General features: G+C 41.0%; 19 protein-coding genes. 6 read left to right on the top strand and 13 right to left on the bottom strand.

Features of this window, described 5'->3' with window-relative positions; all coding sequences use genetic code 11:
• Positions 1–121: 121 nt before the first annotated feature.
• Together AXW61_RS14410 and AXW61_RS14415 are read right to left on the bottom strand one after the other, a co-directional pair.
• Complete coding sequence (locus AXW61_RS14410) at positions 122–2,263, bottom strand: HAD family hydrolase (protein ID WP_062034848.1); 2,142 nt, start codon at positions 2,261–2,263, stop codon at positions 122–124.
• 206 nt (positions 2,264–2,469) lie between these two features.
• Positions 2,470–3,369 carry a LysR substrate-binding domain-containing protein gene (locus AXW61_RS14415; RefSeq protein ID WP_062034849.1) on the bottom strand — a complete coding sequence of 300 codons (900 nt, stop codon included), beginning with the start codon at positions 3,367–3,369 and terminating at the stop codon, positions 2,470–2,472.
• Positions 3,370–3,469: 100 nt separating this feature from the next.
• On the opposite strand from AXW61_RS14415, the gene AXW61_RS14420 reads away from it, so the two are divergent.
• Positions 3,470–3,886, top strand: coding sequence for a CidA/LrgA family protein (locus AXW61_RS14420; RefSeq protein WP_062034850.1), 417 nt, complete (start codon positions 3,470–3,472; stop codon positions 3,884–3,886).
• A 9-nt stretch (positions 3,887–3,895) separates the two neighbouring features.
• On the top strand, positions 3,896–4,597 hold the full coding sequence (locus tag AXW61_RS14425) for an LrgB family protein (protein WP_062034851.1): 702 nt from the start codon (positions 3,896–3,898) through the stop codon (positions 4,595–4,597).
• A 19-nt stretch (positions 4,598–4,616) separates the two neighbouring features.
• Here the strand turns inward: AXW61_RS14425 and AXW61_RS14430 are convergent, their stop codons facing one another.
• The 10 genes from AXW61_RS14430 to AXW61_RS14475 all read right to left on the bottom strand — a co-directional run bounded on the left by AXW61_RS14430 (position 4,617) and on the right by AXW61_RS14475 (position 17,806).
• The gene (locus AXW61_RS14430) at positions 4,617–5,843 is read right to left on the bottom strand and encodes an MFS transporter (protein ID WP_062034852.1); all 1,227 of its coding nucleotides are present in this window, start codon (positions 5,841–5,843) and stop codon (positions 4,617–4,619) included.
• Between the two features lie 78 nt (positions 5,844–5,921).
• Positions 5,922–8,186, bottom strand: coding sequence for a TonB-dependent receptor (locus AXW61_RS14435; protein WP_062034853.1), 2,265 nt, complete (start codon positions 8,184–8,186; stop codon positions 5,922–5,924).
• 15 nt (positions 8,187–8,201) lie between these two features.
• On the bottom strand, positions 8,202–9,461 hold the full coding sequence (locus AXW61_RS14440) for an MFS transporter (protein WP_062034854.1): 1,260 nt from the start codon (positions 9,459–9,461) through the stop codon (positions 8,202–8,204).
• Positions 9,449–9,829, bottom strand: coding sequence for a hypothetical protein (locus AXW61_RS14445; protein WP_062034855.1), 381 nt, complete (start codon positions 9,827–9,829; stop codon positions 9,449–9,451). The genes AXW61_RS14440 and AXW61_RS14445 overlap by 13 nt, the downstream gene beginning before the upstream one ends.
• Entirely contained in the window at positions 9,826–10,470 is a 645-nt protein-coding gene (locus AXW61_RS14450) for a GNAT family N-acetyltransferase (protein ID WP_062034856.1), read from the bottom strand. The genes AXW61_RS14445 and AXW61_RS14450 overlap by 4 nt, the downstream gene beginning before the upstream one ends.
• Positions 10,471–10,497: 27 nt before the next feature.
• Positions 10,498–12,333 carry an IucA/IucC family protein gene (locus AXW61_RS14455; protein ID WP_062034857.1) on the bottom strand — a complete coding sequence of 612 codons (1,836 nt, stop codon included), beginning with the start codon at positions 12,331–12,333 and terminating at the stop codon, positions 10,498–10,500.
• The gene (locus tag AXW61_RS14460; RefSeq protein ID WP_062034858.1) at positions 12,330–13,781 is read right to left on the bottom strand and encodes a SidA/IucD/PvdA family monooxygenase; all 1,452 of its coding nucleotides are present in this window, start codon (positions 13,779–13,781) and stop codon (positions 12,330–12,332) included. Before AXW61_RS14460 ends, AXW61_RS14455 begins: the two co-directional genes overlap by 4 nt.
• On the bottom strand, positions 13,774–15,558 hold the full coding sequence (locus AXW61_RS14465; protein WP_062034859.1) for an IucA/IucC family protein: 1,785 nt from the start codon (positions 15,556–15,558) through the stop codon (positions 13,774–13,776). Before AXW61_RS14465 ends, AXW61_RS14460 begins: the two co-directional genes overlap by 8 nt.
• A gap of 416 nt (positions 15,559–15,974) precedes the next feature.
• Entirely contained in the window at positions 15,975–16,442 is a 468-nt protein-coding gene (ybaK, locus tag AXW61_RS14470; protein WP_062034860.1) for a Cys-tRNA(Pro) deacylase, read from the bottom strand.
• 167 nt (positions 16,443–16,609) lie between these two features.
• Positions 16,610–17,806 carry an alkane 1-monooxygenase gene (locus AXW61_RS14475; protein WP_062034861.1) on the bottom strand — a complete coding sequence of 399 codons (1,197 nt, stop codon included), beginning with the start codon at positions 17,804–17,806 and terminating at the stop codon, positions 16,610–16,612.
• Between the two features lie 169 nt (positions 17,807–17,975).
• Between AXW61_RS14475 and AXW61_RS14480 the strand changes: the two genes are divergently transcribed.
• Positions 17,976–18,923 carry an AraC family transcriptional regulator gene (locus tag AXW61_RS14480; protein WP_062034862.1) on the top strand — a complete coding sequence of 316 codons (948 nt, stop codon included), beginning with the start codon at positions 17,976–17,978 and terminating at the stop codon, positions 18,921–18,923.
• Positions 18,924–19,190: 267 nt separating this feature from the next.
• The gene (locus tag AXW61_RS14485) at positions 19,191–21,395 is read left to right on the top strand and encodes an OsmC domain/YcaO domain-containing protein (RefSeq protein WP_062034863.1); all 2,205 of its coding nucleotides are present in this window, start codon (positions 19,191–19,193) and stop codon (positions 21,393–21,395) included.
• 70 nt (positions 21,396–21,465) lie between these two features.
• Here AXW61_RS14485 and lpxB read toward each other — a convergent pair whose 3' ends face one another.
• Complete coding sequence (gene lpxB / locus AXW61_RS14490) at positions 21,466–22,638, bottom strand: lipid-A-disaccharide synthase (RefSeq protein ID WP_062034864.1); 1,173 nt, start codon at positions 22,636–22,638, stop codon at positions 21,466–21,468.
• A 244-nt stretch (positions 22,639–22,882) separates the two neighbouring features.
• Between lpxB and AXW61_RS14495 the strand changes: the two genes are divergently transcribed.
• Complete coding sequence (locus tag AXW61_RS14495; protein WP_062034865.1) at positions 22,883–25,042, top strand: TonB-dependent siderophore receptor; 2,160 nt, start codon at positions 22,883–22,885, stop codon at positions 25,040–25,042.
• Positions 25,043–25,117: 75 nt separating this feature from the next.
• Positions 25,118–25,396 carry a hypothetical protein gene (locus AXW61_RS17845; RefSeq protein WP_081408313.1) on the top strand — a complete coding sequence of 93 codons (279 nt, stop codon included), beginning with the start codon at positions 25,118–25,120 and terminating at the stop codon, positions 25,394–25,396.
• The last annotated feature ends 2 nt before the right edge of the window (positions 25,397–25,398 follow it).

Raw genomic sequence — 25,398 nt, forward strand, 5'->3', positions numbered from 1 at the left:
AGTCTCTCTTAGTTCTAACGTTAAAAGATTTAAGACCATAAGAAAAGCTCTTTTTACCCAGCTTTTCTTATGATGTTTTCACATTTTAGTCGGTTCAAAGACATCTGAACGTCATTAAGGCTTAAGCACAGCTCATTTCAGTATTTTGAGGCTGGTCAGGGACCATAAAGTCTTCCATTCCCAGCTCACCTTTTTGATATTCATTGAGACGTTTTTGAATGACATAATACAGCGCTTTTTTGTGCGCTTTTGACAGGTTCATCTGTTGAAGTTGTTGCTTCAAATGCCCTAACAACACATCTATGGGCTGTTCCTCTTCTTCCATCAAATACAAATAGCCAAAGATCGCACCACTTAATAGCGCCTCAAAAGAAAATCCATGTGAGACATTATACGCTACCGATGAAAATACACGTTCAAATGCACTCAACTTACGCAGTGGATCACGCCCAACCCGACTACATGGATCTTTATAAGCATACTGGCAAGATTGATCAAAACTTCGGGCTAAACGCGTTAAATCATTTTTGCGTTTTGGCAGGTAATGCGTCAGACCCTGCGTCACTTCTGCAAGCAGTTTTTCAACATAATACTGCACTCGCGAATCGCCCATCGCTACGCCAATGGTTTGATGCCCGAGTAGGCTGGCATACCAGGCAGTCATGGCATGTACGCCATTCCATAAGCGGTTTTTAATGAGCTGAATATCTGAAATTTGATCGACCAAGATCATTTGACGCATTTTACTGAGTAAGGGACTTTTGTTTTCCACATAGATCGGCATATCCATTTCAGCATTGAAAAGAATTAAATCCATATGTTGTAAAATATGACTCGGTTGAAAATTTTGTCTTAAATCTTCTACATATTCACTGGCACGGCGTTCTTGATCTACGCTGAGTTTACTGACATCTTCAACTTCAATTTGATTACTCTCGTCATCAAGTTGATATTGCTTAAAAATATTGTATTTAATGCACAGTTGACGATATAGATTTTTATCGCTCAGCTTAGACACCATACGGTTGACTACCGTATCGCAGAAATAGTGCTGCTCTAAAATAAAGTCAGCAACAGCATGGTCTGTTAATTCCACCAAGGCTTTACGTACCTGCTCTAGAACCAACTGCTTGGCACCAATTTTATTTAAGATAATTAACAGCGTCAGTGGAGTTTGAACTTGCTCATCTTGCGCCAGATAGCGTGCATAGAGGCCCTGTGCAATGGTTGCTGCTTCACTGACTAAAGCACTTTCAGCTAAACAAATCGCAATTAAACTCGACTCGACGTACATGGCATGCATCTGCTGTAAGTCTTCAGCATCAATAATATGCATATTTTCAATACGTTCATCATAAGACACTTGCCCATAACGTATACAATACGCACCAAAAGCATTTACAGCTGAACGGTATAAACTGTTTCGTGTAGACGCATAAATTTTCTTAGGACGCGTATAACCATCCCAATACGACAAGATTTGTGCAATATAGCCTCCGCCAATAGCACCAAATCCATGAATCCCCACGGTTAGTTGATTTAAAGTTTGAGGAAAGCTTTCTTGTAAGTTGGGCATTTCCAGATGTGAGCTGTAGATATCTAATTCCGTTAGATAGTCATACATATTTTCAAAATAATAATTGGCATGCGCCAACATGCTTGCATTGGGTTCTTTAATATCTTTAAACAGTACACAGATGCCCCCAGCGTCATGTGCCGAGCGGATACCATTTTCAGAGTCTTCAAACATGAAACACTGCGCAGGTTCGAGGTTCAGTTTTTGCGCTGCACTTAAAAAAATTTCAGGATGTGGTTTCCCTTTTTCAACCTCATCACCACAGACCAAAACATCAAAAAACTTATAAACATTGGCATTGATTAAATACTCTTCAGCAATCGCTCTTCGACTAGAGGTCGCCACAGCCATACGTAATCCTGCTTTACGTAAACGTTCTAGAACTTGTACCAAACCTTTTTTAATCGGCACACCATATTGGCGCACTGTTTCTAATTCTAATTCATCTGCCCGTTTACGAATCTCTGCATAAGGAACTTTCTGTCCATATTGCTTTTGCGCCAAGGCTTCCGCACTTCGGGCGCTTAAGCCTAAACATGCCATAAGGTAGGCATCTGAAAACTCAACCCCAATCAGCTCTTTGGATGCCTGTTTCAAGGTTTGAAACCGTAAACGTTCGGTATCAAACATTGTTCCATCCATGTCAAAAAGCGCACCATGCACAATATCATTCTTAAATTTAAACATTTAGCCTCCGTTTTTATGTTTGCACTTAGACTATACAAAAATCGGGCACAGAGACTTTGATCTGATTTTATGAAACATTTTTGTTTAATTATTAACCAATAAATTGACATTTAGGCGATATTTTGTAACCACTAGGTAATATTAAGTAATCAAAGCGTAACCATGGAGCTCATTTTTTTAATAAAGCGTGTTTGAAGATGAAACTTCTAAAAATGAATTTGATCTTTATATTCATCAATGATCGATAACCATGCACGAGTTGCAGGATTCATCACTACGGTGGAATTCCATGCCATATTTAAGTTCCAACGCAAGCTGGGTTGTTCCACTAGACTGACGCTGAATTTTGCGCGATCTAACTGCTCACAATAAATTTGCGGCAATAAAGCAATACCGACACCTGACTCGACCATTTTGGCAATAAAGTCCCACTGACTACTTTTGCATAACACTTTAGGTTCAAAACCAGCCGCCATCGCCGCATCTAGAATCACATGATTTAGAGTAAAGGTGTCTGCATACAGTAAAAACGACTCTTCTTTAAGTTCAGCAAACTGCACCACATCGCGCTTTCTCCACTGTGAATCGTAGTTAGAAAGCAAACACAACGGTGAATCGATAATTTGAATGCCTTGAATGCTGGGTTTTAACTCGCCCAATAAAATCCCAACGTCAATTTTTTTGGCCAAAATGGCTTCTTCAATTCCTGTTGCACCGACTTCTAAAAAGTTCAATTCAATGTTGGGATACAATTTGTGAAATTTAACGATTAAGGAACTCAACAATACTGAACCTAAAGGTGGTAAACCCAATCTCAGCACACCTTGTTTCAGTCCACGAATTTGGTCTGCTGCTTCAAAGATCTGTTGCTCCTGCTGCAAAATCTGCACAGCATGTAAATAGACTTGTTCTCCCATATAGGTCAGTTTGACTTCTCGCTTTCGCCCTGCTTCACCTTTATGAAATAGAGGCAGCCCTATCTCGTCTTCTAACTGTTTTAAAGATTTACTAATAGTGGGTTGAGTAACAGATAGTTCATCCGCAGCAAGACTAAAACTGTGACTTTTCACCAGCTGTACAAATATTTTTAGCGCTTTAAAATCCAAAATTATTCCAAATAAGCATAATTATTATTTTATTATTCATAATTATAAGATCAGGTCAAACTTAAAATAGCACCAACAACTTATATCCTGTGGTCTTCCGATGCGTTCGTTCAAATTGCCTTATCGTTCTACTCTTCAAGTAGCTTTGCTGATTGGGATTTGGTATATCGGAACGCTGATACAAGTCGCCCTGTCTTTACCGATATCAGGTGGGGTCGTGGGTCTAACGCTTTTACTTATTTCTCTGTTAGCGGGTGTATTCAAGCTGGACTGGATTAAGTCAGGTTCGGATCTACTTTTAGCTGAACTGTTGTTGTTTTTTATTCCTTGTATTATTGGCTTAATCAAATATAAACATCTTTTTCTCACTCAAGGTTGGCAACTGGTTTTATCTATTGTACTTGGGACCATTTGCGTTATGACCTGCACTGCTTACTGTGTTTTCTTGGGCTTTAAGCTTGAAGCCAAGTTTCAAAAAAAGCCGAAGCAATCACATCAGCTGAAAAATCAAATTTAAGGAACGATCATGCATATTCATTTCGTTGCCTTGATCTGTTTTATCGGAACGGTACTGGCCTATCTTTGGGGTAAAAAGTTTTATCAGAAACACCCGTATGTATTGCTCTCACCAGCGGTTTTTATTCCCTGTCTGATTATTTTATGTCTGGCGTTTTTCAACATTCAGTATGACAACTATATGTATTATAGCAAATGGTTAGTCTGGATGTTAGGCCCTGCAACGGTCGCGTTTGCCATCCCGATCTATGAATATCGCAAAGTCATTCAGCAGCATGCTTTTTCGATTGCTTTAGGCATTATCGTGGGTATGTTGGTTGGCGTAGTCAGCTCTTTTTACTTGGCACGTTTATTTCATTTTGATGCTGTGACCAGTTACAGTCTGATGAGCCGCTCTATCTCTACCCCTTTTGCCATGGAAGTCACACAAGCCGTCGGAGGCTCAGTCGAGCTTGTGATTTTATTCACCGTGATTACGGGTATCGTTGGTGGACTCTTGGCCAACATCGTATTACTTGTTCTAAAACTGGATTCTAAATTTGCTCAAGGTGCATCATTGGGTAGTGCCGCACATGGTTTTGGTACCAGCACTGCTTTCAGACGTCATAAAGAAGAAGGTGTCGCGGCCTGCCTTAGTATGGTTTTGGCCGGTATTTTCATGGTGCTGTTTGGCCCAAGTTTAATTCACGCTGTCGTTTATCTTCTTGGTTAAACATCCTCGATCGAGGATCTCAAGCCATGCTACTTAAATCCTTGTTGGCTTGTATGTGTTTAAAGCTAAAGTACAGCATCAGCCCCGTCATCAACGCCAATAGAAAATAATAGGGTAAATGTTGATTCCATTGATATAAGCCTGTACTTAGTAAAGGTGCAAAAACGAAACTCAGTGCTTGCGTAGCTGTGCATAAACTGGCAATTTTAGTTTGTAGCGTGGCTGGTGCGGTTTGGGCTGCCCCCGTGGTAAAAGCTGGAATTAAACAGGCCACGGCGATACCATAAAAAATATAAGCTGCTTGGAAAGTCCAAATCTGACTGGCACTCAGTGAAAGTAATAAACCTAAAACCATCGTCACAAGACCGATCCAAAGTAATTGTTTAATTGACCATTTAAACCATTTTGAAATCGCCAGTTGCATCAAAACCAGTGCTATCCCCACAATCAATGAACACTGAGAAAAATACATTGCACTTTGGTAGGTATCAAAATGGAATCGATCTTGGATATAAAAACCCGCAGTTAAATTCAGGGTAACAATAGCGACATATAAGCTAAAGCCCAGCAATAACCAAATCCCTAACTTTGACCATTGCAGCTTTTCTGTAGACACGTCTTGTAATTTAGCCGTGGTTTCGTCCCGTTCTTGTGTCTGTGATGCTTGCTTCCCTTGAAAGCCCAGTACAATCCAAGCCGCCATACCTGTTAAAATAGCCACTGCACCCCACAACGGTGTCAACATGCTCCATGTCAGCAATAATGTCGTCGCTAAAGGACCTATCACCACACCTAAACTGTTCAGCGCGCCAAACTTCGCCATATTCTGGCTACGTTCCTGTTCACTGTGAAAAGCCGTCATGACATAACTCTGCAGCGCAATTTGTGGCATCGCCATAAAAAAGCCAGTACTGGCACGGGTCAATATCAATAAACTAAACAAAGCAGCAAATGAAATGGCATAACTCAGCCCATAACTGAGTACCGCCGCAAATAAGCCCCAAGTGATCGCCATACCGATAAAACCGATACTTAACAATTGATAAATGCTGAATTTTTGAGTTTGTTTAGAAATATAAATAGCTGAAATGGCCATCACCAAAGCACCAGCCGAAACCAACGCTCCACCTTGCAGTTCCGTCAGCCCCAGTTGCCGAATAAACGGTGCCAGTAAATGTAAAATCATCGAAAAACAAGCGCCATTGGCAAGGCTGCCTGCAATAAAGATTTTGTTATTGCTATTCATTTTATTATTTAAACCATTTCTTAAGGCGAGATTACAAAGCAAAGAGGTAGCTGAACGCTACCTCTTCTGGTTGTGCAATTAATATTTTAATGTGTAGCTCAAACCATAGGTTCGACCTTGAGCAGCTAAGCTTGAAATAGCACCATAAACTGACTCCACCGCTTGACTATAGACTGATTTGTAGTCCGTATTCCAAACGTTATACACACCAAAGCCAACAGTACCAGGACCTGCTTTTGCATTGGCAATCACATCCATCGTTGCAAAGCCTTTAATTTCAGCAGGAACCGTTGAACCGTATTTTTCAGCATCTTTTTTGGCTTTATCTGTACCACCGATAGCGAGTGCTTGAACACGCAGGCTCATATCGTTGTTAAACTGCCATTCAGAAAATGCTGTACCTTTCAGTGGTGCAACACGAATTGCGTCTAGCTCTTGCCACTTTCCTGCGGTATTTTTAAATTGTCCGCGGGTGTAGGCCATGGTTCCACCCACTGTCCAATTTGGCTGTAGTCGATATGACAGATTTCCTTCAACACCATAAACGCGTTCATCGGTATCTAGTACTTCAATCGTGTAGTTGGGACGGCCAAATTTTAAACTTTTATCTGAGTCATTATAGAAAGTGGTGACACTCGCATTTAAACCGTTTGCAGCTTGTACACGCCATCCCAGCTCATAGTTATTGACTTTAATTGGATCAATAGTTTGACTATTCACAGTAAAACTTGCGGGTACATCACGAAGCATACGTTGAATATCAGGTAAATTTGATCCTTGAGAAAAGTTTGCAAAAATTTGTTGAGCATCTGTTAAGTGATAAAGCGCGCCCAAATTAAATAATGTCGCATCATGCTTTACCTTACCACCATTTAAAGTTTTGGCTTGGTAGCCTGGCTGCAAGTCCGCTGTAATTGCTTCCATATACGGCGTCGACTCATCTACTTGGCTTTCTACACGCTCATAACGTACCCCTGCTTTTAAACCTAAACGATCCGTTACATCAAAGTCCGTTTGCACAAAAGTACCCAACTTTTCTGTTTCTACATCAGGTCCAAAGGCATAATAATTAAAAGGTTTATAATTTAGCCCGTTGCTGGCAACAAATGCAGCACTATCATACATTTGAATATTTTGTTCATCTTGTTCATTTTCATAATCAATGCCGTAGCTGAGTCCCAAATTGTGACCATTTAAATCAAACTGTTTCTGCAAAGCAACACGCGCACCGTACACATCAATATCTGTTTCCGATTGATAAACGAGGTATAAACCGCCACCCATGGCTTGTGCTGAAGGAAACCAACGCGCCTGTTCGTTACGATAATACGCTTCGGCATTTAAGGTATGACCCAATACATTTTGATTTTCATATTGTGTATTAAACGCATAGCGTTCAGTTTGAGGTTGAGTCTCAAGTTGCATGCCTTTAACTGCTGCAAGACTGGCTGTATAGGTCGGGTCTCGTTTTACATAAGCTAAATCTGGACCATAGTCAGGTCCATACTCACTGTCTTGTTCATCATTAAAATATTGTGCACCAAAACTTAAACTTTGTTCATCTGAAATATTCCACGTCAAACGACCATTGAGGTCCAATGTGTCCGTATCTTGACGGTCAGTCTGCGCAACCTCAGGTCCTATGCGGTTGCCATGGCTATCCTGAATTTCACCGCGTGTGGTATAACTTGCACCGAAGGCTCCTTGCAATGCCCCTTGATTAAATAAGACACTTTGTGATGCTTCATAAGCCATAGCATCAGCTTTAAAGTTATTACCCGCCGTCACCCCAACTTTAGTTTCAAAGCTAATTGGGTCTTGACCACCACGTTTAGTAATAATATTAATAATCCCGCCTGTTGCTCCAGAGCCATAAATACTGGTCGCCCCTGAAACCACCTCAATACGTTCAATCATAGACGGTTGAATGCTATTTAATTGGCGTGAACCATCGCGATAACCCGTTTGTGGCACACCATCAATCATGTATTGCACCACACGACCGCGCATGGTCATGCCATAGTTTGATGTTGTTCCACTACTCGGTGTAAGGGATGGAACCAGTGTTCCCAAAATATCGGCAATGCTCTTGCCAGCATTGGCCTGTTTCTCAATTTCAGCTTGATCGATGCTATAAACAGTGCCTGCAATGTCCGCAATACTCTTTGCAGAGCGGGTTGCTGTCATCACAATCGGTGCAAGTTGTGTGGTTTCTTTTTGTTGGGCTTCAACACCGCTTGTCTGACTTGCTGAATTTGTTAGAACGTTATCTTGAGCATATAACTGTGTACATACAGCCAGTGTTAAACAAGTCAACTGCATAGGTAACATAAAACGGTTCATTTCTTTTTCCTTTTATTAAACTTCTTGATTCAACAGTTTTTGTTGAGTTTTTTGATGACGTGTAATGATGTATTGGCTCAGTAGTACACTGACTACAGACGCAACCGCCAACACCACATAAAAATTGCCATAGCCAAGTGCTTTGGCTAAAAAGCCCGATGCGGCTCCCCCGATGAAATAAACCAGTAGCTCAAAGCACACTAAAATGGTGAAATCAGTGCCTGCCTGTTCTTTGGAACTGCTTTGCATGAAATAGGCATATAACGAAGTCATCGCGACATAACGAATCGCAAGCATGACAATGACAAATCCCCCCAAGAGCAGATGCCACTGGTTTAACCAACCCAAAATAATGGCTGCGCCAATCGCCCCATACAATGCTGTTCGGCACCACCCCGCCCAAATGAGCAACTGTGTAGCCTGAATTTTTTTCAATAAAAATGCGGCACTCACAGCCGCCAACAAACCAACACCTGCTCCAATCACAGACATCAGCCCCCCAATTTGGGCAAGCGTCCATTTCTGGTCAATCAGCATTGGATTGAGCATCGCCATTGCAGGTGCTTCAACCACGCGATAACACAGGATCAGTGCCAAGGCAGATAGAATCTCTGGTCGTTTAAAAGCACGGATTAAGCTTGGGGCTTGTTTAGCGATATTCGTCTGTTCGTTTGCATTTTCTTGAATATAAAAAACAGCAAACATCGTTAAAGCGGTCATGAGTGCTAAACACACCAATGCGCTTTCCCAACCGTAATATTGATATAGCCATAATGTCGCTGCACCACCCAACATACTCCCCAAAGCGACCCCTATACTCTGAGCCATACTGCCTAGACGATATTCAGATGCTGAAAAGGTTTCTACGGTATAACCATCTATGGCAATGTCTTGAGTCGCCGCAAAGCTTGAAATCCACAAGCCAATCACAACAAACACCACCAGCCCATAAGAGAACTGGGTAAATGCCAAGGCCAATACCCCAAGTACTAGGGCTACTTGTGTAAAGAGCAGCCATGTTTTTCGTTTACCTAACTTCTTGAGATAAAGTCGGTCAATGAGTGGCGCCCATAAGAACTTAAACGCCCATGGAATATAAAGCAGCGAAAGCATTCCAATCCAACGTAAATCTACCCCCTGATGTCGCAAAATAGCGGGCAATGCCACATTGTAAAAATACAAAGGCAAGGCATGTGCCAGATATAAAACAATGACAACGGCTAAGCTCAAAGCTGAGATTTGGCGTGTTGCTCTTTGTGTATTTAGGTTTTGCATATCCACCTCTGCACTGCCCATTGCAGTGCATCAGAATGATCAAGTGTGACGTAGTAAGGCACCCGCCATGCAGCATGCAATGAAGGTGTATTCAGTCGTTCTTGATCGGTTGGGTCTTGTGCAATTCGAACCAGACCCAAGCAGTATTGAAAAAAAAGTTGTTTGTATTTTTTGTACCAAATCGCTTGCAGTTGGCGATATTCCTCAGGAAATTCCGTACCGACTTCGGTTTGCATGACCAAAACAAAGTTCTGTTTTTTTAAGAAAAAACGTTCGACTTGACTGAGCCATTGTTCAAATTCGGCGACAGTAACATGCGCTGAAAAGCGCATATCCATGATTTGTATATGTTCTGAGCTATAGCTCATGTAAGTTCCTCAGTCCTATTGAGTGGGTTATGGTTTTGCATAAATGCATTTGAATCAGTTAAATACCCTCCAAATTTTTCATAGAATTTTTGTTTAAAGCAGTAATACAACATGGCCGTTTTTTCAGGCATCGGGATCAAGCGCTGCGCCTCATAGCACATTTCTTCCACTACTGCGGCATAAGGTTTAACGGTGTGGTCAGGCTCCCCGACAATTTTGTCGGAAGGTGCATTTTCAAAAATATAAAAACCTAATAGCCGCATCACTGGACGCAAGTAGCCTTTACCGAAAGCCGACTTTTCACCAAACAATAAATGCCAACCGAGGTCTAAATCATCACCATCGTAATAACGTCCTAGACGGTCACGCTTGCCTTCATAGATTTCGGTATAGCCCACATCCTGTCCATCCACCCCAACGATCAACAAACGGTGATGGTCATCGGCCAGCATTTTTTCAAAATACACCGCAAGATCAATTTCAGACTTATTCAGCTGCCACTGTGGAATAACATGAGGTTCATGCATCCATTTATGTAACAGTGCTAAGTCCTGTGGATACTGTACTTGGCGCAAGTAAAATTGCGTCTCATTCTCATAGTATTCGTAAAAATCGGGAAGTTGCTGTGAAAGTGTTTTCATATGGTAGCCTGCTAATTTTTGAGTGTTTTATGATGCGATACGCTTTGTGGTTGTATCATCAGTTGACTTGGATACCTGCTCTGACCAGCGTTTTAAGGTTTCAGAGCTGACAGGATTGGCAATTGGATCTAAAAATACTGGGACAGGACGTTCTGCTTCATCGTTATAACTGGTGGTAAATAGACGCACTCGGTTTAAACAAATTTTTTCAAATTCGGCCCTAAACATGGCAAATTTTTCAATGCGTTCTGCCAACTCTGGATGCGCCTGATGAAAAGCATCAATGACCGATGAAATGGTTTGCCAAAATTCAACTTCGCTATGCTCAGGGTAGTCTTGTAGGAATACATTACAGATATAACGGTAATGCACCATAAACAGTCCAGTGAAAATAAAATGGCTGAGTTCATGCGCAGGATGACGCAGTAAAATTTGCCCTTCGATAGGTAAACTGGCCAATTCTGGAAAGTCTTCATCAACCAAATTGACATCATCAATAAAGTCTTTCAGCACCATTTTCTGCGGTACGCCATTGGCATGAATGAGCATGGTGTTTTCCCCATGTGGAGAAAAAGCCAAGCCATATTTGTACAAGCAGATTAAGAGTGGAGTGACTGATACCTCGGCAAAGCGTTTTAACCAATGTAATGGACTCAAACCCGACGCCTGAATCAACACGGCTAATATCGACTGTCCGTTGATGTCTCGATGTAATAAAGCCGCTTGAGAAAGTGCCTGTTCGCCTGTTCCAATCAGTGGGTCTACACTTTCACGCCACAAACATCCAAACAGTTCTTTAAACTGATACGGCGCACCTTCAATCTGATCAAAACATGGCTGATGAATAGTCAAAGTTGCCACTTCACCTAAAAATGCAACGCCTGACTGTTTCAAGTCTGGATCTTGAGATTGAATCTGCTTTAACCAAGCTGTGACGGCTGGAGCTGCTAAGTTTCGTTTAGACGGCAACCCACGATACACCGCAGTATTGAAGATACTGACAGGTAATTTGACATAATGACGCTCAGACTGACTGATATTGCAAAGCGTGCGAATTGACTGCATAGGTACATAGTCATCTTGCCCAACGCCTAATTCAATAATGCGCTGATCCACGATTTCATTGGCATAGGTTGGCACTAACCATTGATGCCACTGCCATGCATGTACTGGAATAAGGAAATAGTCATGACAAGAGCAGCCTCTCTCATGTAACTGTTGTTCAAAGCTCTCTAACTCTTCTGCATCCAACTCATATTGATAAAGTCTCCCTGCTTGCCACTCCTCGGTAGAACGAAACTCAGCCAAATCACGATGCACCGCGAGCCACAGCACTTTTACCGTTGGCGAAAGTTCAGGAGCGGCACTTAAGTAGTCGTCATAACCAAAACCCATACGACCTTTGCTCATAATCAACCACGGATGACCGCGGAGCATACCTTCAATTTCATGATGCGATGCCGTCAATGCTGCTTCACTGCTTAAACGACGTTCATCAAATAAATGCGCCTCGGCTAACCACGTATTGTTCATTTCTTTGATAAGATATGCCTTGGTAAAAGGCTTAACTTCGGTTTGATTTGAAAACGCGCGAATAAAAGTATGTAAGTTCCATGCAGGCAGGTCTTCAGCCACGCTCAACTCACGTACTGAACCCTCCTCAATCTGCCAATGTCCCAATAAATAGTTTTGTGCTTTAAAAGTATAGGTTTGATCATCCAACATGAGCTGATAACGATTATCCTTTAAATGGGTCACTTGAATAATTTCTTCATATAAAAATTCAGCAATCGCCATTTCAATTAAGCGCTGTCCTGCCAAGCGCCACTGTTTCTGATTCACTTGAAGTTGTGCAAAGCTCATATGATTTTCTCGAATGTATAAGGCTGCATAGAGGGATGTGACCCTGTTTGTATTTTGCGCTGCTCAATATTTTTTGATTTTGAACTAAATGATGCTAAAGCAGCTGTTCGTGTAGTGGATGTGTCATGCTGCACATACATTTCAGGGTTCTGTTCAGGTCTGAAATGCTGAAAAGTCTGTTCATTGCTGTCCAGCTCATAAAGCTGATAACCCAGTAGTTGATTGGCAATGGTTGCAGCACGAAATGCGCCTAGGCCTAAATCTGGTGTACCTACGCCATGACTGTGCATTTCTTGGTTTTGCACATAAATTTCACCCATTGCTGTATGCTGCAAGCGATAGTCTTGGCTCACTTTCCAACGCCCCGCTTGATCTGTTGCAATCAAGGGCTTTAAGTATTTTAAAAATGAAAACTCAGGACTGTAATAACCTGTAGATGCCACCACAAAATCAGCATCCATATAAAAACGTTGCTTGGTTACGGTATGTTCAAGGCTCAAGCGAATCTGCTGACTTTCCAGTAGTTCAGCATCAAGTAACTGAATTTGTGCATGCAAATGTGTTGCTTGTGTAGCAGAGGCAATACTACGATGGTAAAGTTTTTGGTAAATCTCACGTATGGTTTTGGCACTAATGCCTTTGTACAGCAAGCCTTGATCTTTTAACTGCGCTGCTTTTTGTGTTTCTGAGAGTTTATAAAAATGTTGGGTGTAGTTCGGACTAAAATGTTCCAATCCCAAGGGTGTATATTCCATCGGGAAAAAACCATTGGAACGCGTCAGCCAATGCAACTTGAAGTCAACTGTTGGTACACCATCATGTTGATACTGCTGATCAAACAAATCTAAAAAGACTTCAGCAGAAGACTGTCCTGAGCCTAAGACCACAACATTGCCTTTGAGCTTGCCTTTTTTATGGGTTAAGTACTCCGCTGAATGAATACATTTTTCAGGCACTTGTTGTTGTAACTTACGCAGACATTCAGGTACATAAGGCTGGTTGCCCGAACCAATCACCAAGTTTCGACACAAGTAACGAATAAAACGCCCGCCTTGCTCAACCACCACCTCAAAACCTTCGCTTTTGGCATAAATGGCCTTCACCGTTGACTGGTACTGTATATGGGCCAGTTGATCTGCCACCCATTGGCAATAATGGTTATATTCACGGCGCGGAATATGGGGCTGCTCAAGGAAGTAGAACTTATATAAGCGCTGCTGCGATTTTAGGTAATTCAAAAAACTCAACGGACTGGTCGGATCGACCATCGACACCAAATCCGCCATGAATGGAACTTGCAAGACCGTATTGGGAAGTTGCATACCTGCATGCCAGTCGAACTGCGCTTTTTTTTCAAAAAATAGATAGTGCAATTCAGTCTTTTCATGCAGCAAGCTGGCAAGGCTTAAGTTAAATGGCCCCAGGCCAATCGCAATAAAATCAAGCATAGAGAGCATCCTCTTGTTTGATATACAGCGGATTGGCTAACTGAACATAAACAGACTGATTTTCAACGGGTGCAATCAATTCATCCAGTTCATATAAACGGGTCAGTAAGTTACCCTTATAAGGCAGCGTTGGTTGATACAACAGACTTTGAATCAAACTACTCTCTGGATATTGCTTCAACAGGTCAAAGAGGTGTTGCTGTAAAATAGACAGTAAATCTTGCTCACTAACAAAACCTGTTGCACCGATGGCATTGATGATGCCAAACAAGGTATTGCCAAAGAAATAATAACTAAAACGCTCATCGACAAAAGCCTTTGAACCTACCGCATGGGCTTTATCATTCAGTTCTGGAAATTGTTGTAAAATTTCATCTGCGAGTTCTTCTATATAATAAAAACCTTGGTTGTCCCGTAGCCATAGCCACTGTGGCCAGCCATCTTTCAACTCAACCAAGACATTTTGCTGATGCGACTCAAAGGCCATACCATAACGATGGTAGACGTACATGAGTGGGCTCAAACTGATGTTTAAAAAGGTCTTAAACCAATCAAGAGCAATTTTCGCTTTATCATCTAAATTTTGTTGAGAAGCAATTTGATCAAATAATGCATTAAAACGATTACGTTCTTCTACGGGATGATCCTGACACAATGAAGCAATACACGTGACTTGCTGTTCGGGAATAAAAGGCTGATCACGCACAATACAAATCGTTTCATCGATGATTTCATCATTGACCTGAAGTGCAATCCACGCAGGATCATTCACCGCTTTTAGAGTTGGACATTGCTTTAAGATACTTTGCCCTAACTCACTGTGCCAAAGTCGATGCGTCATTTCACCGCGGTGACATTCTTTTGCTAAATTGACGCGAATAGAATTGGTAATCATCACTGAAAGTGATGGTTTCAGCATCCACGGCGCGTTAAAGCTCGCCAAGGTGCGTACAGAAGTGGTTGGTGACAATATCCATGCTTTTTCGCCCAAATCGATGATTTTCAGTTTAGCCTTTAAACTTTTAAACCATGCTTTACTTTGTAAATAGCGGGCTTGCCATGGATGCAGTGGTAGTAGTTTGTAATGTGCATATGCAGCTAAGGTTTCAAGTTCCGATTCAGACAAATGCCATTTGATTTCTTGTTTAAGTTGTATTGAAAAAACCTGCTCAAGCGCTGTTCCTTCTGCAATATATTCAGGTGCCACCAGCCAATAATGCAGCTGGGTCTGACCACAAGCTTCAGGTGAATATTTTTGCCAGTCCTCATGGACAAAACCTGTTCGGCTTTTCGGTGCGGGATGCATGCTATGACCTAAAATCAAAGCCTGTTCAGACTCTATAAAACTTTGCTCAAGTTGTACGAGCGCATCAAAATTCTCTGCCCGAATATTTAAAAACTGTTGTAATGCATCACGACTTTGAATCCAACGTTCAACCAAGGATGCTGCATCAACATGGCCTTCGGATTGTTGCACTAACTCTTCTAGTAACAGACTGACCATGGCTGCTGCGCTAAAGTTAAGCTTTTGGCCTTTTTGAAAAATTTGCAGTAAAGCCGCAATACGATGTCGCCCAACACGACTGACATAGCTTAACGGAACAAAAAGCTGTGCTTGGATTAAACTCAGTGGCAAAGATAACAGCGTCAAACCTTGGCTAAACGCGAGTTGAGTTGAATTTTGTTGATACTTCTCAAACAAGCTTACCTTGCCTGTTTCTTGTGAGTATGCATTGACAAGATGCTGCATCGCCAAGCGATTGGCTAGCTCTTTCATCTGACCATTTCCTCTTTTTAAAGCTTATTCCAAGCTCATTTCATGTAATTATGTTTCTTAAAGGTGTTCACGTTGGCCAACGCTGCAGAAATCATGTTAATAGTAATTATTATCATTTATATTTGCAATTTTGTTTATTTTTGAAAACATACGCACTACACCAACATATATCATTGTTTTTTAATAATTTTAAAAATTTAATCAGTTTTTCTAATAAATCCTATATAAAATTACACCATAGCTTTAAATGATAGTTTATGAATTTATAATTGATTCGAACTATAAAATTCCCCTATATTTCATAAGGAAAAGCCCATTCAGTCACCTGAATGGGCTTTCATTTGTGCTCAAATTAATGCTAAAAAGAACTCAAGACTAAATTAATATAGATAAAGCAGCGAAGACGCCACTGCTCTTTATTCATCCAGTACATCAGCAAAAGTGGCTGAAAGTACTTTTGCTAAATCCTGCGGTTTTAAACCGATATCTAAGCCGCGCTTCCCCCCACTGACATAGAGTTTTTCCAACTGTACTGCGCTTTGGTCAATCACGGTTTTTAACCTTTTTTTCTGTCCAACAGGACTAATCCCACCGACCAAATAACCGGTCAGTCGTTCTGCATCTTTAGGGTCGGACATTTTTAGTTTTTTTGCCCCCACTGCCTGTGCAACTTTTTTCAAATTTAACTGATGGTGTACAGGAAGAATCGCAACAAAATAGTTTTTTTCATCGGTCACCAACAGTGTTTTAAACACCTCTTCGACACGTAGATTTAATTTTTCCGCGGCTTCAAGCCCAAAGCTTTTTGCATTGGCATCATGTTCATACTCATGAATAGAAAAAACGATTTTATTGGCTTTTAAAAGTTTGGTTGCAGGTGTCATTTCTGTTCAATATTTTCACTACATACTCGGCATTATATGCCTATTCAAAAAGAAAGTTTAGCGGTACACCTTTCATGATCATCGAACTTACAGGCACTCAACGAATCAATGACTGTAAGTTCGATGTCAACTATGTATTCAGCTTGTTATCGGTAAAATATCACAGTTTAGTCAGCACTTAATCCAAATTTCTTAAAGATTTGAGCACGGCGCTTTGGCAAAATATTGGCTTTGGTCAAATCACCTTCGTAGTGATCGAACACTCGTTGATCCATCATTTTAAACCACAGCTTTGGAATTAACGCTGGAATTAACATGGTGGCATAACCACTCGGTAGCTCAGGGGCTTCATCAAAATGTCTTAAGGCCTGAAATGGGCGGGTTGGATAGGCATGATGATCTGAATGGCGTTGTAACTGGTATAAGAATAAATTAGTCACAATATTGTTATTATTCCAGCTGTGTTCTGGCATGGTTCGCGCATAGCTGCCATCTTCTTTTTGGCTACGCTTTAAACCGTAGTGTTCGATATAATTAATAATTTCAAACAGACTCACGCCATAAAATGCTTGTGTCACTAGATATGGCGTCACTTTTTTACCAAACAACTTCAACATGCTTGCATGAAAACCAGCACTCATCGCCCATCCATGAAATAGTTCATTTTCTTTGGAGAAGAAAGACAGTCCTTTTCGTTTTAGGCGTTTATGTTCAATTTCAACAGCCGACTTCAACCCACCAAAAACGGTACGCGGCCAAAACTCATAAAAAGTCTCGCCCATTTTCGATGAAGCGGGATCTTCTGGTGTTGCAGCACGTTTATGATGCCCATAAGGGTGCTCAATGCGGAAATGGTTGTAGACCAACGGCGCTAAAGTCATGTGTGACCAATAATGATCTGATTTTTTAGGACGGTGGCACAGCTCATGTGCTGTATTTACTGCTACTCCATTAATTGCTCCCATGGAAATGCCCAATAATATTTGGTCGAGCATCGATACATTTTGGCGAGTCACCACATAACCTGCAAACAGGTTGGCTGCCATTTGTAGCGGAATGAATAATTTCACAATACGGTCATAGTACGGGTCATTTACCAAGACCTTAATTTCATCATCCGTAGGGTTATTTTCATCTGCACCGACCAAACCATCTACCGCAGGAATAATGACATGCAGTAGCAATGGCCCACCCAAAGCGAAGATTTTCTTGGTGGGTTTCGGGCCAAAATGATAGCCCGCTAAAATGCCCATGCCAATCACAGGAAGCCCAGGACTCAATAACCAGCCAAAACGCTTTTTATCGATCCCTGCTGCATTTTTGACGACCACGCTAGCATTCGTCATTTTCACTGATGCATTCATTACTATTCTTCCAATTTTTTTGTTATGCCTTTATATTTCTAGAAATGGGACATAAAGAACAGTTGCTAACGTCCAAGAAAACAGCGTAATCGTCCTTGGCCTGAAATGACTAAAATTGACCCTAAATCAAATATTAAGCCCAAGAAATAAAGACTAGAAACCGTAAAGTATGGATGCTTTAAGTAAAATTTTTGAAGATATACACCTCAACCAATCTGAGTACCTCTACCTTAAACCGCACGGTGAGTGGGCTTTTCGCTACACCGAGCAATCCACCATGATGGCCTATGCGGTACTTCAAGGACAATTCACCATTTGTTTAGATGCTAAACAAATTATTGTTGCTGAAGTCGGAGACTTGATCTTACTCCCTTCGGGGCCAAGTCATGAGTGTCGCTCCTCAACCACCGACCAACTATTGGAAGTATTCAATATTTCTGACTTATTTGCCCAAAACCAACACAAAGAAGTCTCTTTTGGTAGTGATGCGACACAACAAAAAACCGTGATCTTGGCCTTACATGCACATATGGACCCAATTATGGCGCGTCCGTTGGTACAGGCCTTACCCGCATTTATTCACCTTCAACACAAAGATCTCAGCACGGTTCCTGAATGGTTGCAAATTGGGCTGCAGTTTCTCGCTCTAGAAGTCCAACGCATACGCCCGGGTCGTGACAAAATTTTGGATCATTTGGTGAGTATTTTATTGATTGAATGTGTACGTGATTATATTGATGCGCTGCAAGACTCGAACAATTGGCTGAGTGCTTTATCTCATCCTGAACTCTCCAATGCACTTGCAAAAATTCATGCGGAACCTGCACAGCCTTGGACAGTTGAGTCCCTTGCAGAACAGTGTTGTATGTCACGGTCTAAATTTGCCACATTGTTTAGCCAAATTTTAGGCACTAGCCCTTTGGCTTATTTGCAACAACACCGTCTGCGTTTAGCCGCCCAATACCTGCGTAATAGACAAGGTACAATTCAGCAAATTGCACATCGGGTCGGATACAACTCAGAAACGGCTTTTAGCCAAAGCTTTAAACGACAGTATCAAATGAGCCCAAGCCAATATAGAAATAATCCAAACCCAACTGAAAATACTCATCCGTAATGGTTTAATAGCAATCTTCTCTTAGCTTATGTCTTTGTCCGTCGAGATAAATAACCTGAACTTGCAGACAAAGATTAGCATCTTGTGAAAATCACACTATAATATCTCGCATCCTTGCTAGAGATGGCTTCAAACCACTGCTTGTTTGTTCTTTTTCGCTCTAGCCACACTTTTTTAAGTCCAGTTTTCACCCGTGATTCGGCTTATTTTTCAATATTTTATCTCTTGTATGTCCATGGTGACATATAAGAAAATTTAGGTGCCAGCATGGAAATCAAGGTTAATTATCTCGATAATCTTCGCCAAGAAGCGAAGTTCGACGATTTTACAGTCATTGCCGATCAACCGATTCGCTACAAAGGTGATGGCTCTGCACCCGGTCCATTTGACTATTTTTTAGCATCTTCTGCGCTTTGCGCGGCTTACTTTGTCAAAGTGTATTGTTTGGCACGTGACATTCCAACTGACAACATTCGTTTGTCACAAAACAACATTGTTGATCCTGAAAACCGCTATAAACAAATCTTCAAAATTCAAGTTGAACTCCCAGCGGACATTTCAGAAAAAGATCGCCAAGGTATTTTGCGCTCTATCGACCGGTGTACAGTTAAGAAAGTGATTCAAACAGGTCCTGAGTTTATTATTGAGGAAGTAGAAAGCATTGATGCTGATGCTCAAGCCCTACTTATTCCAAGCCTTGCTTCTGAAACCAGCACCATCATTGCAGGTAAAGATCTGCCTTTAGAAGAAACCATTGCCAATATGTCAGGTATTTTGGCTGGTCTAGGCATGAAAATTGAGATTGCCTCTTGGCGTAATATTGTGCCGAATGTGTGGTCTTTACATATTCGTGATGCTCAATCGCCAATGTGTTTTACCAACGGTAAAGGGTCAAGCAAAGAAAGTGCATTAGCTTCTGCACTGGGTGAGTTCATTGAACGTCTGAACTGTAACTTCTTCTATAACGACCAGTTCTGGGGTGAAGATATTGCTAATGCCGAGTTTGTGCATTATCCAGATGAGAAATGGTTCATGCCAGGTCCAAATGGTGAAATGCCAGAAGGCGTTCTGGATGAATATACCCTTGAAATTTATGACCCTGAAGAAGAACTGTTAGGTACGCATTTATACGACACCAACTCAGGAAAAACTGAGCGCGGTATTTGCGCTTTACCTTTTGTTCGCCAGTCTGATGCGCAAGTGGTTTACTTCCCATCAAACTTGATTGAAAACTTGTACCTTAGTAACGGGATGAGTGCAGGAAACACCTTAGCTGAAGCACAAGTACAGTGTTTGTCTGAAATTTTTGAGCGTGCTGTAAAACGTGAAATTTTGGAAGGTGAACTGACCCTGCCAGATGTACCACAAGAGGTTTTAGCAAAATATCCTAGCATTTTAGCGGGCATCCAAGGTTTAGAAGAGCAAGGTTTCCCTGTACTGGTGAAGGATGCTTCTCTAGGCGGTCAATACCCTGTAATGTGTGTGACGTTAATGAACCCACGTACAGGTGGTGTATTCGCCTCTTTCGGTGCACATCCAAGCTTTGAAGTTGCGCTTGAGCGTAGCTTAACTGAGTTACTTCAAGGTCGTAGCTTTGAAGGTCTGAACGACTTGCCTCGCCCAACATTTAGCTCAAATGCGGTCACTGAACCCAATAACTTTGTTGAACACTTCATTGACTCAAGTGGTGTGGTGTCATGGCGTTTCTTTAGTGCCAAATCAGACTATGACTTTGTCGAGTGGGACTTTACCAATCAAGGCCAAAACTCAAATGCCGATGAGGCTGATGAACTGTTCGGTATTTTGGAAAATATGGGCAAAGAAGTCTATATGGCCATTTACCAACATTTAGGTGCAACGGCGTGCCGTATCTTGGTGCCAGGTTACTCAGAAATCTACTTGGTTGAAGACTTGGTTTGGGACAACACCAACAAAGCACTGCTTTACCGTGAAGATATCCTCAACTTACACCGTTTAGACAACGAAAAACTCGAAGCGCTGGTTGAACGTTTAGAAGAATGTGAGCTAGATGACTATACTGAAATCAAGACTTTGATCGGGATTGAGTTTGATGACAATACCGAATGGGGTCAATTGACTCTGCTTGAACTTAAACTATTGATCTATCTTGCATTAGAGCAGTTTGAAGAAGCGAAAGATTTGGTTGAAGCATTCTTACAATACAACACCAATACCGTTGAACGTGGTCTGTTCTACCAATGCATGAATGTCGTGCTCGAAGTGATGTTAGATGACGACATGGAAGTGGAAGAGTATGAAGCCAACTTCCGCCGTATGTTCGGTGATGAACGTATGGATGCGGTAATAGGCACAGTTGAAGGTCGTATTCGTTTCTATGGTTTAACAGAAACCAGTATGAAACTTGAAGGTTTGGACCGTCACTTACGTTTAATCGACAGTTATAAAAAGTTACATGCTGCACGTGCCAAAGCAGTTGGACTAAAACCTTAAAGTAAAAAGAAACAACCCAAATACGTTTGGGTTGTTTCTCACTGTACCTATCACGATGTCTTAAAGAAAATTAATCTAAAATATTTAAAATCGCCTCAACAGGGTTTTCACTATTACCTGCAAGTAACTGTTTATGCATGGTAATGTGCTGCATAGCCTGAATCTGTGCGGTTTCAATATTCATTAATTTTTCAATTTCAGCCGCCAATTTCTCAGGCGTTGCATCTTTTTGAATTAATTCTTGTATCACTTTCTTGCCCGCAATAATATTCGGCAATGAATAATATGGAATCTTGATCAAGAATTTCACCACATGATAAGTGAGCCAATTCAACTTATAGAAGGTCACCATTGGTCGGTGTAACAGCATGGCTTCTAAAGTTGCTGTACCCGATGCTAAAGCCACAATATTGGCTGCATTCATGACTTGGCGCCCGATCTTCGACTCAGTACTTGAGTTTTCAAGCAAGTCAATTTGATCGACCAATGCTTTTGGATACTGGCTAAGCAAAGCTTCGATTTGTTGCTTACGTGCATCATTGATTGCTGGTATCACAAAGCGATAGTTTGGATATTTGGCGTAGAGCAATTTTGCAGCATCTAAAACCAGTGGACCGAGCTTTTCAATTTCACCACGTCGACTTCCCGGCAATAAGGCAATATGCTTTTGTGTCAGATCTAAACCCAGTTCTTCTTTGGCTTGTAAAATTGGGTTTTCCAAAGGCAATTGGCTCGCCAAGGGGTGTCCTACAAACGCAGCAGGAACATCCCATTTTTTATAAAATGCTTTTTCAAACGGAAATAAACACAGTACCAAATCAATAGAAGCTTTGATGCCATGAACCCGTCCCTGACGCCATGCCCAAACGGAAGGACTAACATACTGCACGGTTTTTATGGGCAGTTGTTTTTGTTTTAAACTTTTTGAAAGGCGCAGATTAAAGTCTGGCGCATCAATCCCAATAAACACATCGACAGGATGGGCTGTCCACTTCTCTACCAGTCCATCACGTACAGCAAAAAGCTTTTTAATGTCTTTAAGAACCTCAACCAGCCCCATAACAGACAAAATATCCATCGGATAAAAGCTGTTGAAACCCTCTGCAATCATTTGCGGGCCACCAATACCCTCAAATTCTGCATCAATTCCTTGCTCACGAAAACTGCGAATAAGTTTAGCACCTAAAGTATCACCCGATACTTCACCCACTACGATTCCAATTTTAAGTTTCCGATTTTGCAAAGCATTATTCCTTATTTTTCAACCCATGCATCATAACATAGCGTCTTTTAGATTGGCGTGGGTATGTTAAAGCAACAATGATAAAGTGCAGTCAACTTACATCAATGGCTTCATAAACTCTTAACTACTTCATATCGCCTCAATCAAAGATAATTTTTGATTTATTTTTTCAATTGTAAATAACTTGTAAAGCACACAGACAAACAATAAACTTATTAATAATTATTCTCATTAGTATTTATTGATGCTCAACATCTCCTCTCGTAGCTTTAAGCTCTCTGTCATTAGTTTAGCTATTCTTAGCGCTCAGTATAGTTTTGCACAAGACACGCAAAACTTAGCAACCATTACCGTACAAGCAAGTGATGATCAAGCAACACAAAGCTCTGAACAGTCTAAATCCTATATTGTTCAACAGTCCATTAGTGCGACTAAACTAAATATCCCACTCAAAGAAACACCTCAAACAGTCAATGTTGTGACACGTCAACAACTCGATGACTTCGCACTAAATAGTACACGTGAGGTTTTGCGTAATGTTCCTGGCGTCATTGTGAGTAATCAGGAAACGGATCGTACAACTTATCTTGCACGTGGTTTTGAAATTTCAAATGTGCTTGTAGACGGCGTTGGTTTTCCTTTAGAAAGTTATAACTATAATAATGACAACCCAGACAGTTTTTTGTTTGATCGAATTGAAGTGGTAAAAGGTGCAGATGCTTTAAATAATGGCGTAGGTGACCCTAGTGCAACCATTAACATGATCCGTAAACGCCCGACTCAAGACTTACAGGTTTCATTTAATGCCAGTTATGGCTCTTGGAATACGCAACGTTATGAGGCTGATGTGTCATCTGCGCTAACCCAAGATGGTAAAATTCGTGGCCATGTATTTGGTTATGAGCAAACGGGTGATAGTTATTTAGATAACTATGAACTTGAGAAAAATGGATTTGGTGCAATCATTGAAGCAGATCTCACTGACTCAACTTTATTCACTGTGGGTTATACCGAAACCAACAATAAATCGAATGGTAATAACTGGGGCGCAAACCCACTGATTAATACTGAAGGTGAGCAGTTAGATTATTCAAGAGACTATAACTACAGCCCTGATTGGACCTATTGGGATACCAATATCAAAAATTATTTTGCCGAGTTACAACAAAAACTTGGTGGTGATTGGGTTGCAAAACTGTCTTATGATGAAAAGCATACAACACGGAATTCAAAACTCCTGTTTTTATCGGGCAACCCGAGTGCCGATGGAACTTCAGGCGTATACCTATGGCCTGGTATATATGTGGATGATAATAAAACTCGTCAAGCCAATCTTAATTTTTTAGGCACTTATCCATTATTGGGACAACGGCATGAAGCCACTGTCGGATATTCATGGTCTGAAAACGACAGTAATGAATTAGGCTATAGTGGTAGTTATGCTAATCACCTCACTACAGACCTAACCAGCTGGACACCTGCTGAACCGACTTGGGATTTTTCTCAAACCAGTGGTGAAATGCATATGAAGCAAAAAAATCAAAGCTATTATGCGGCGACACGTCTGCATTTAAACGATGATTTAAGGCTTCTTTTGGGGGCAAACTATGTGCAAGCTGAAAGCAAAGGCACAAGTTATGGCGCAGACACTATTTATGATGAAGATAAAGTTTTGCCTTATGCAGGCATCACTTATAATTTCACTCCTGAATATACAGGTTACATGAGTTATAGCTCAATTTTCCGCCCACAAACGACTAAAGCTGTAGATGGTGGTATTAATAAACCGATCGAAGGTGAAAGCTATGAGGTTGGTGTAAAAAGTTCGTGGCTAGATGATAAATTGACTGCAACAATGGCTATTTTCCGTACTGAAGAAAGTAACTATCCTTTACGTAATTCAGATGGCTTACCAACAACACGTAAAACTCAAGTCAGTGACTTACGTTCACAAGGTTATGAATTTGGTCTTGCAGGACAGCTCACAGATCATTTAAATCTCAGTTTTGGTTATACCCAATTAAGTTTGAAAGATTTAATTAATGGTGGCGACGCTCGTACCTTTAACCCTACTCAATCTTTTAATTTATTGACAACTTATCAAATCCCACAAATCCCTAAATTAAAATTAGGTTTAGGCGTACAGTGGCAAGATAAAACATATTTAAATGTTCCTGAAACGACGAATGCTAGTGGTGTTGTGACTCAAAAATCAGGAATTATTCAGCAAGATGCTTATGCTTTAGTCAATGTGATGGCAAGCTATGAAGTCAATAAAAATATCACTTTACAAGCCAATGGCAATAACATCACTGATGAAAAATATTTATTTAATTTCCCAGATGCACAAGGTTTTTATGGCGCACCCGCCAACTATAGTGTTGCTGTGAAATTCAAATATTGATTCAATAGCGCCTTGTTTTCTGTTGTTTGAAAGCACAGAAACTGAGGCGCTTTTTTCTGGGTTAAATGGTTCGTCATGCATAAATTTCAATATCCCCTATCCGTCCTGTATCGGTTTTTGATCACATTTGGCTTAGGCTATTTATGTACATTCATGTTATCAGAACTGCTTACCCTTAGTTTTTACCCTCACTTAGCTAAAGCAGAATCCATTTATTTGGCGGCTTTTCTATCTCTTATTTTCTTTATCATTTTTGTCATTTTGAGCTTTTGTGCTCAATCCCTGAAAAAATTAAGCGCTTCAACCATTTCGCTTTCCCTTTGCTTTTTTCTATTGCTGAAGTTCGTAGGTTAAAC

Source organism: Acinetobacter sp. BMW17 (assembly GCF_001592855.1).
GTDB lineage: Bacteria > Pseudomonadota > Gammaproteobacteria > Pseudomonadales > Moraxellaceae > Acinetobacter > Acinetobacter johnsonii.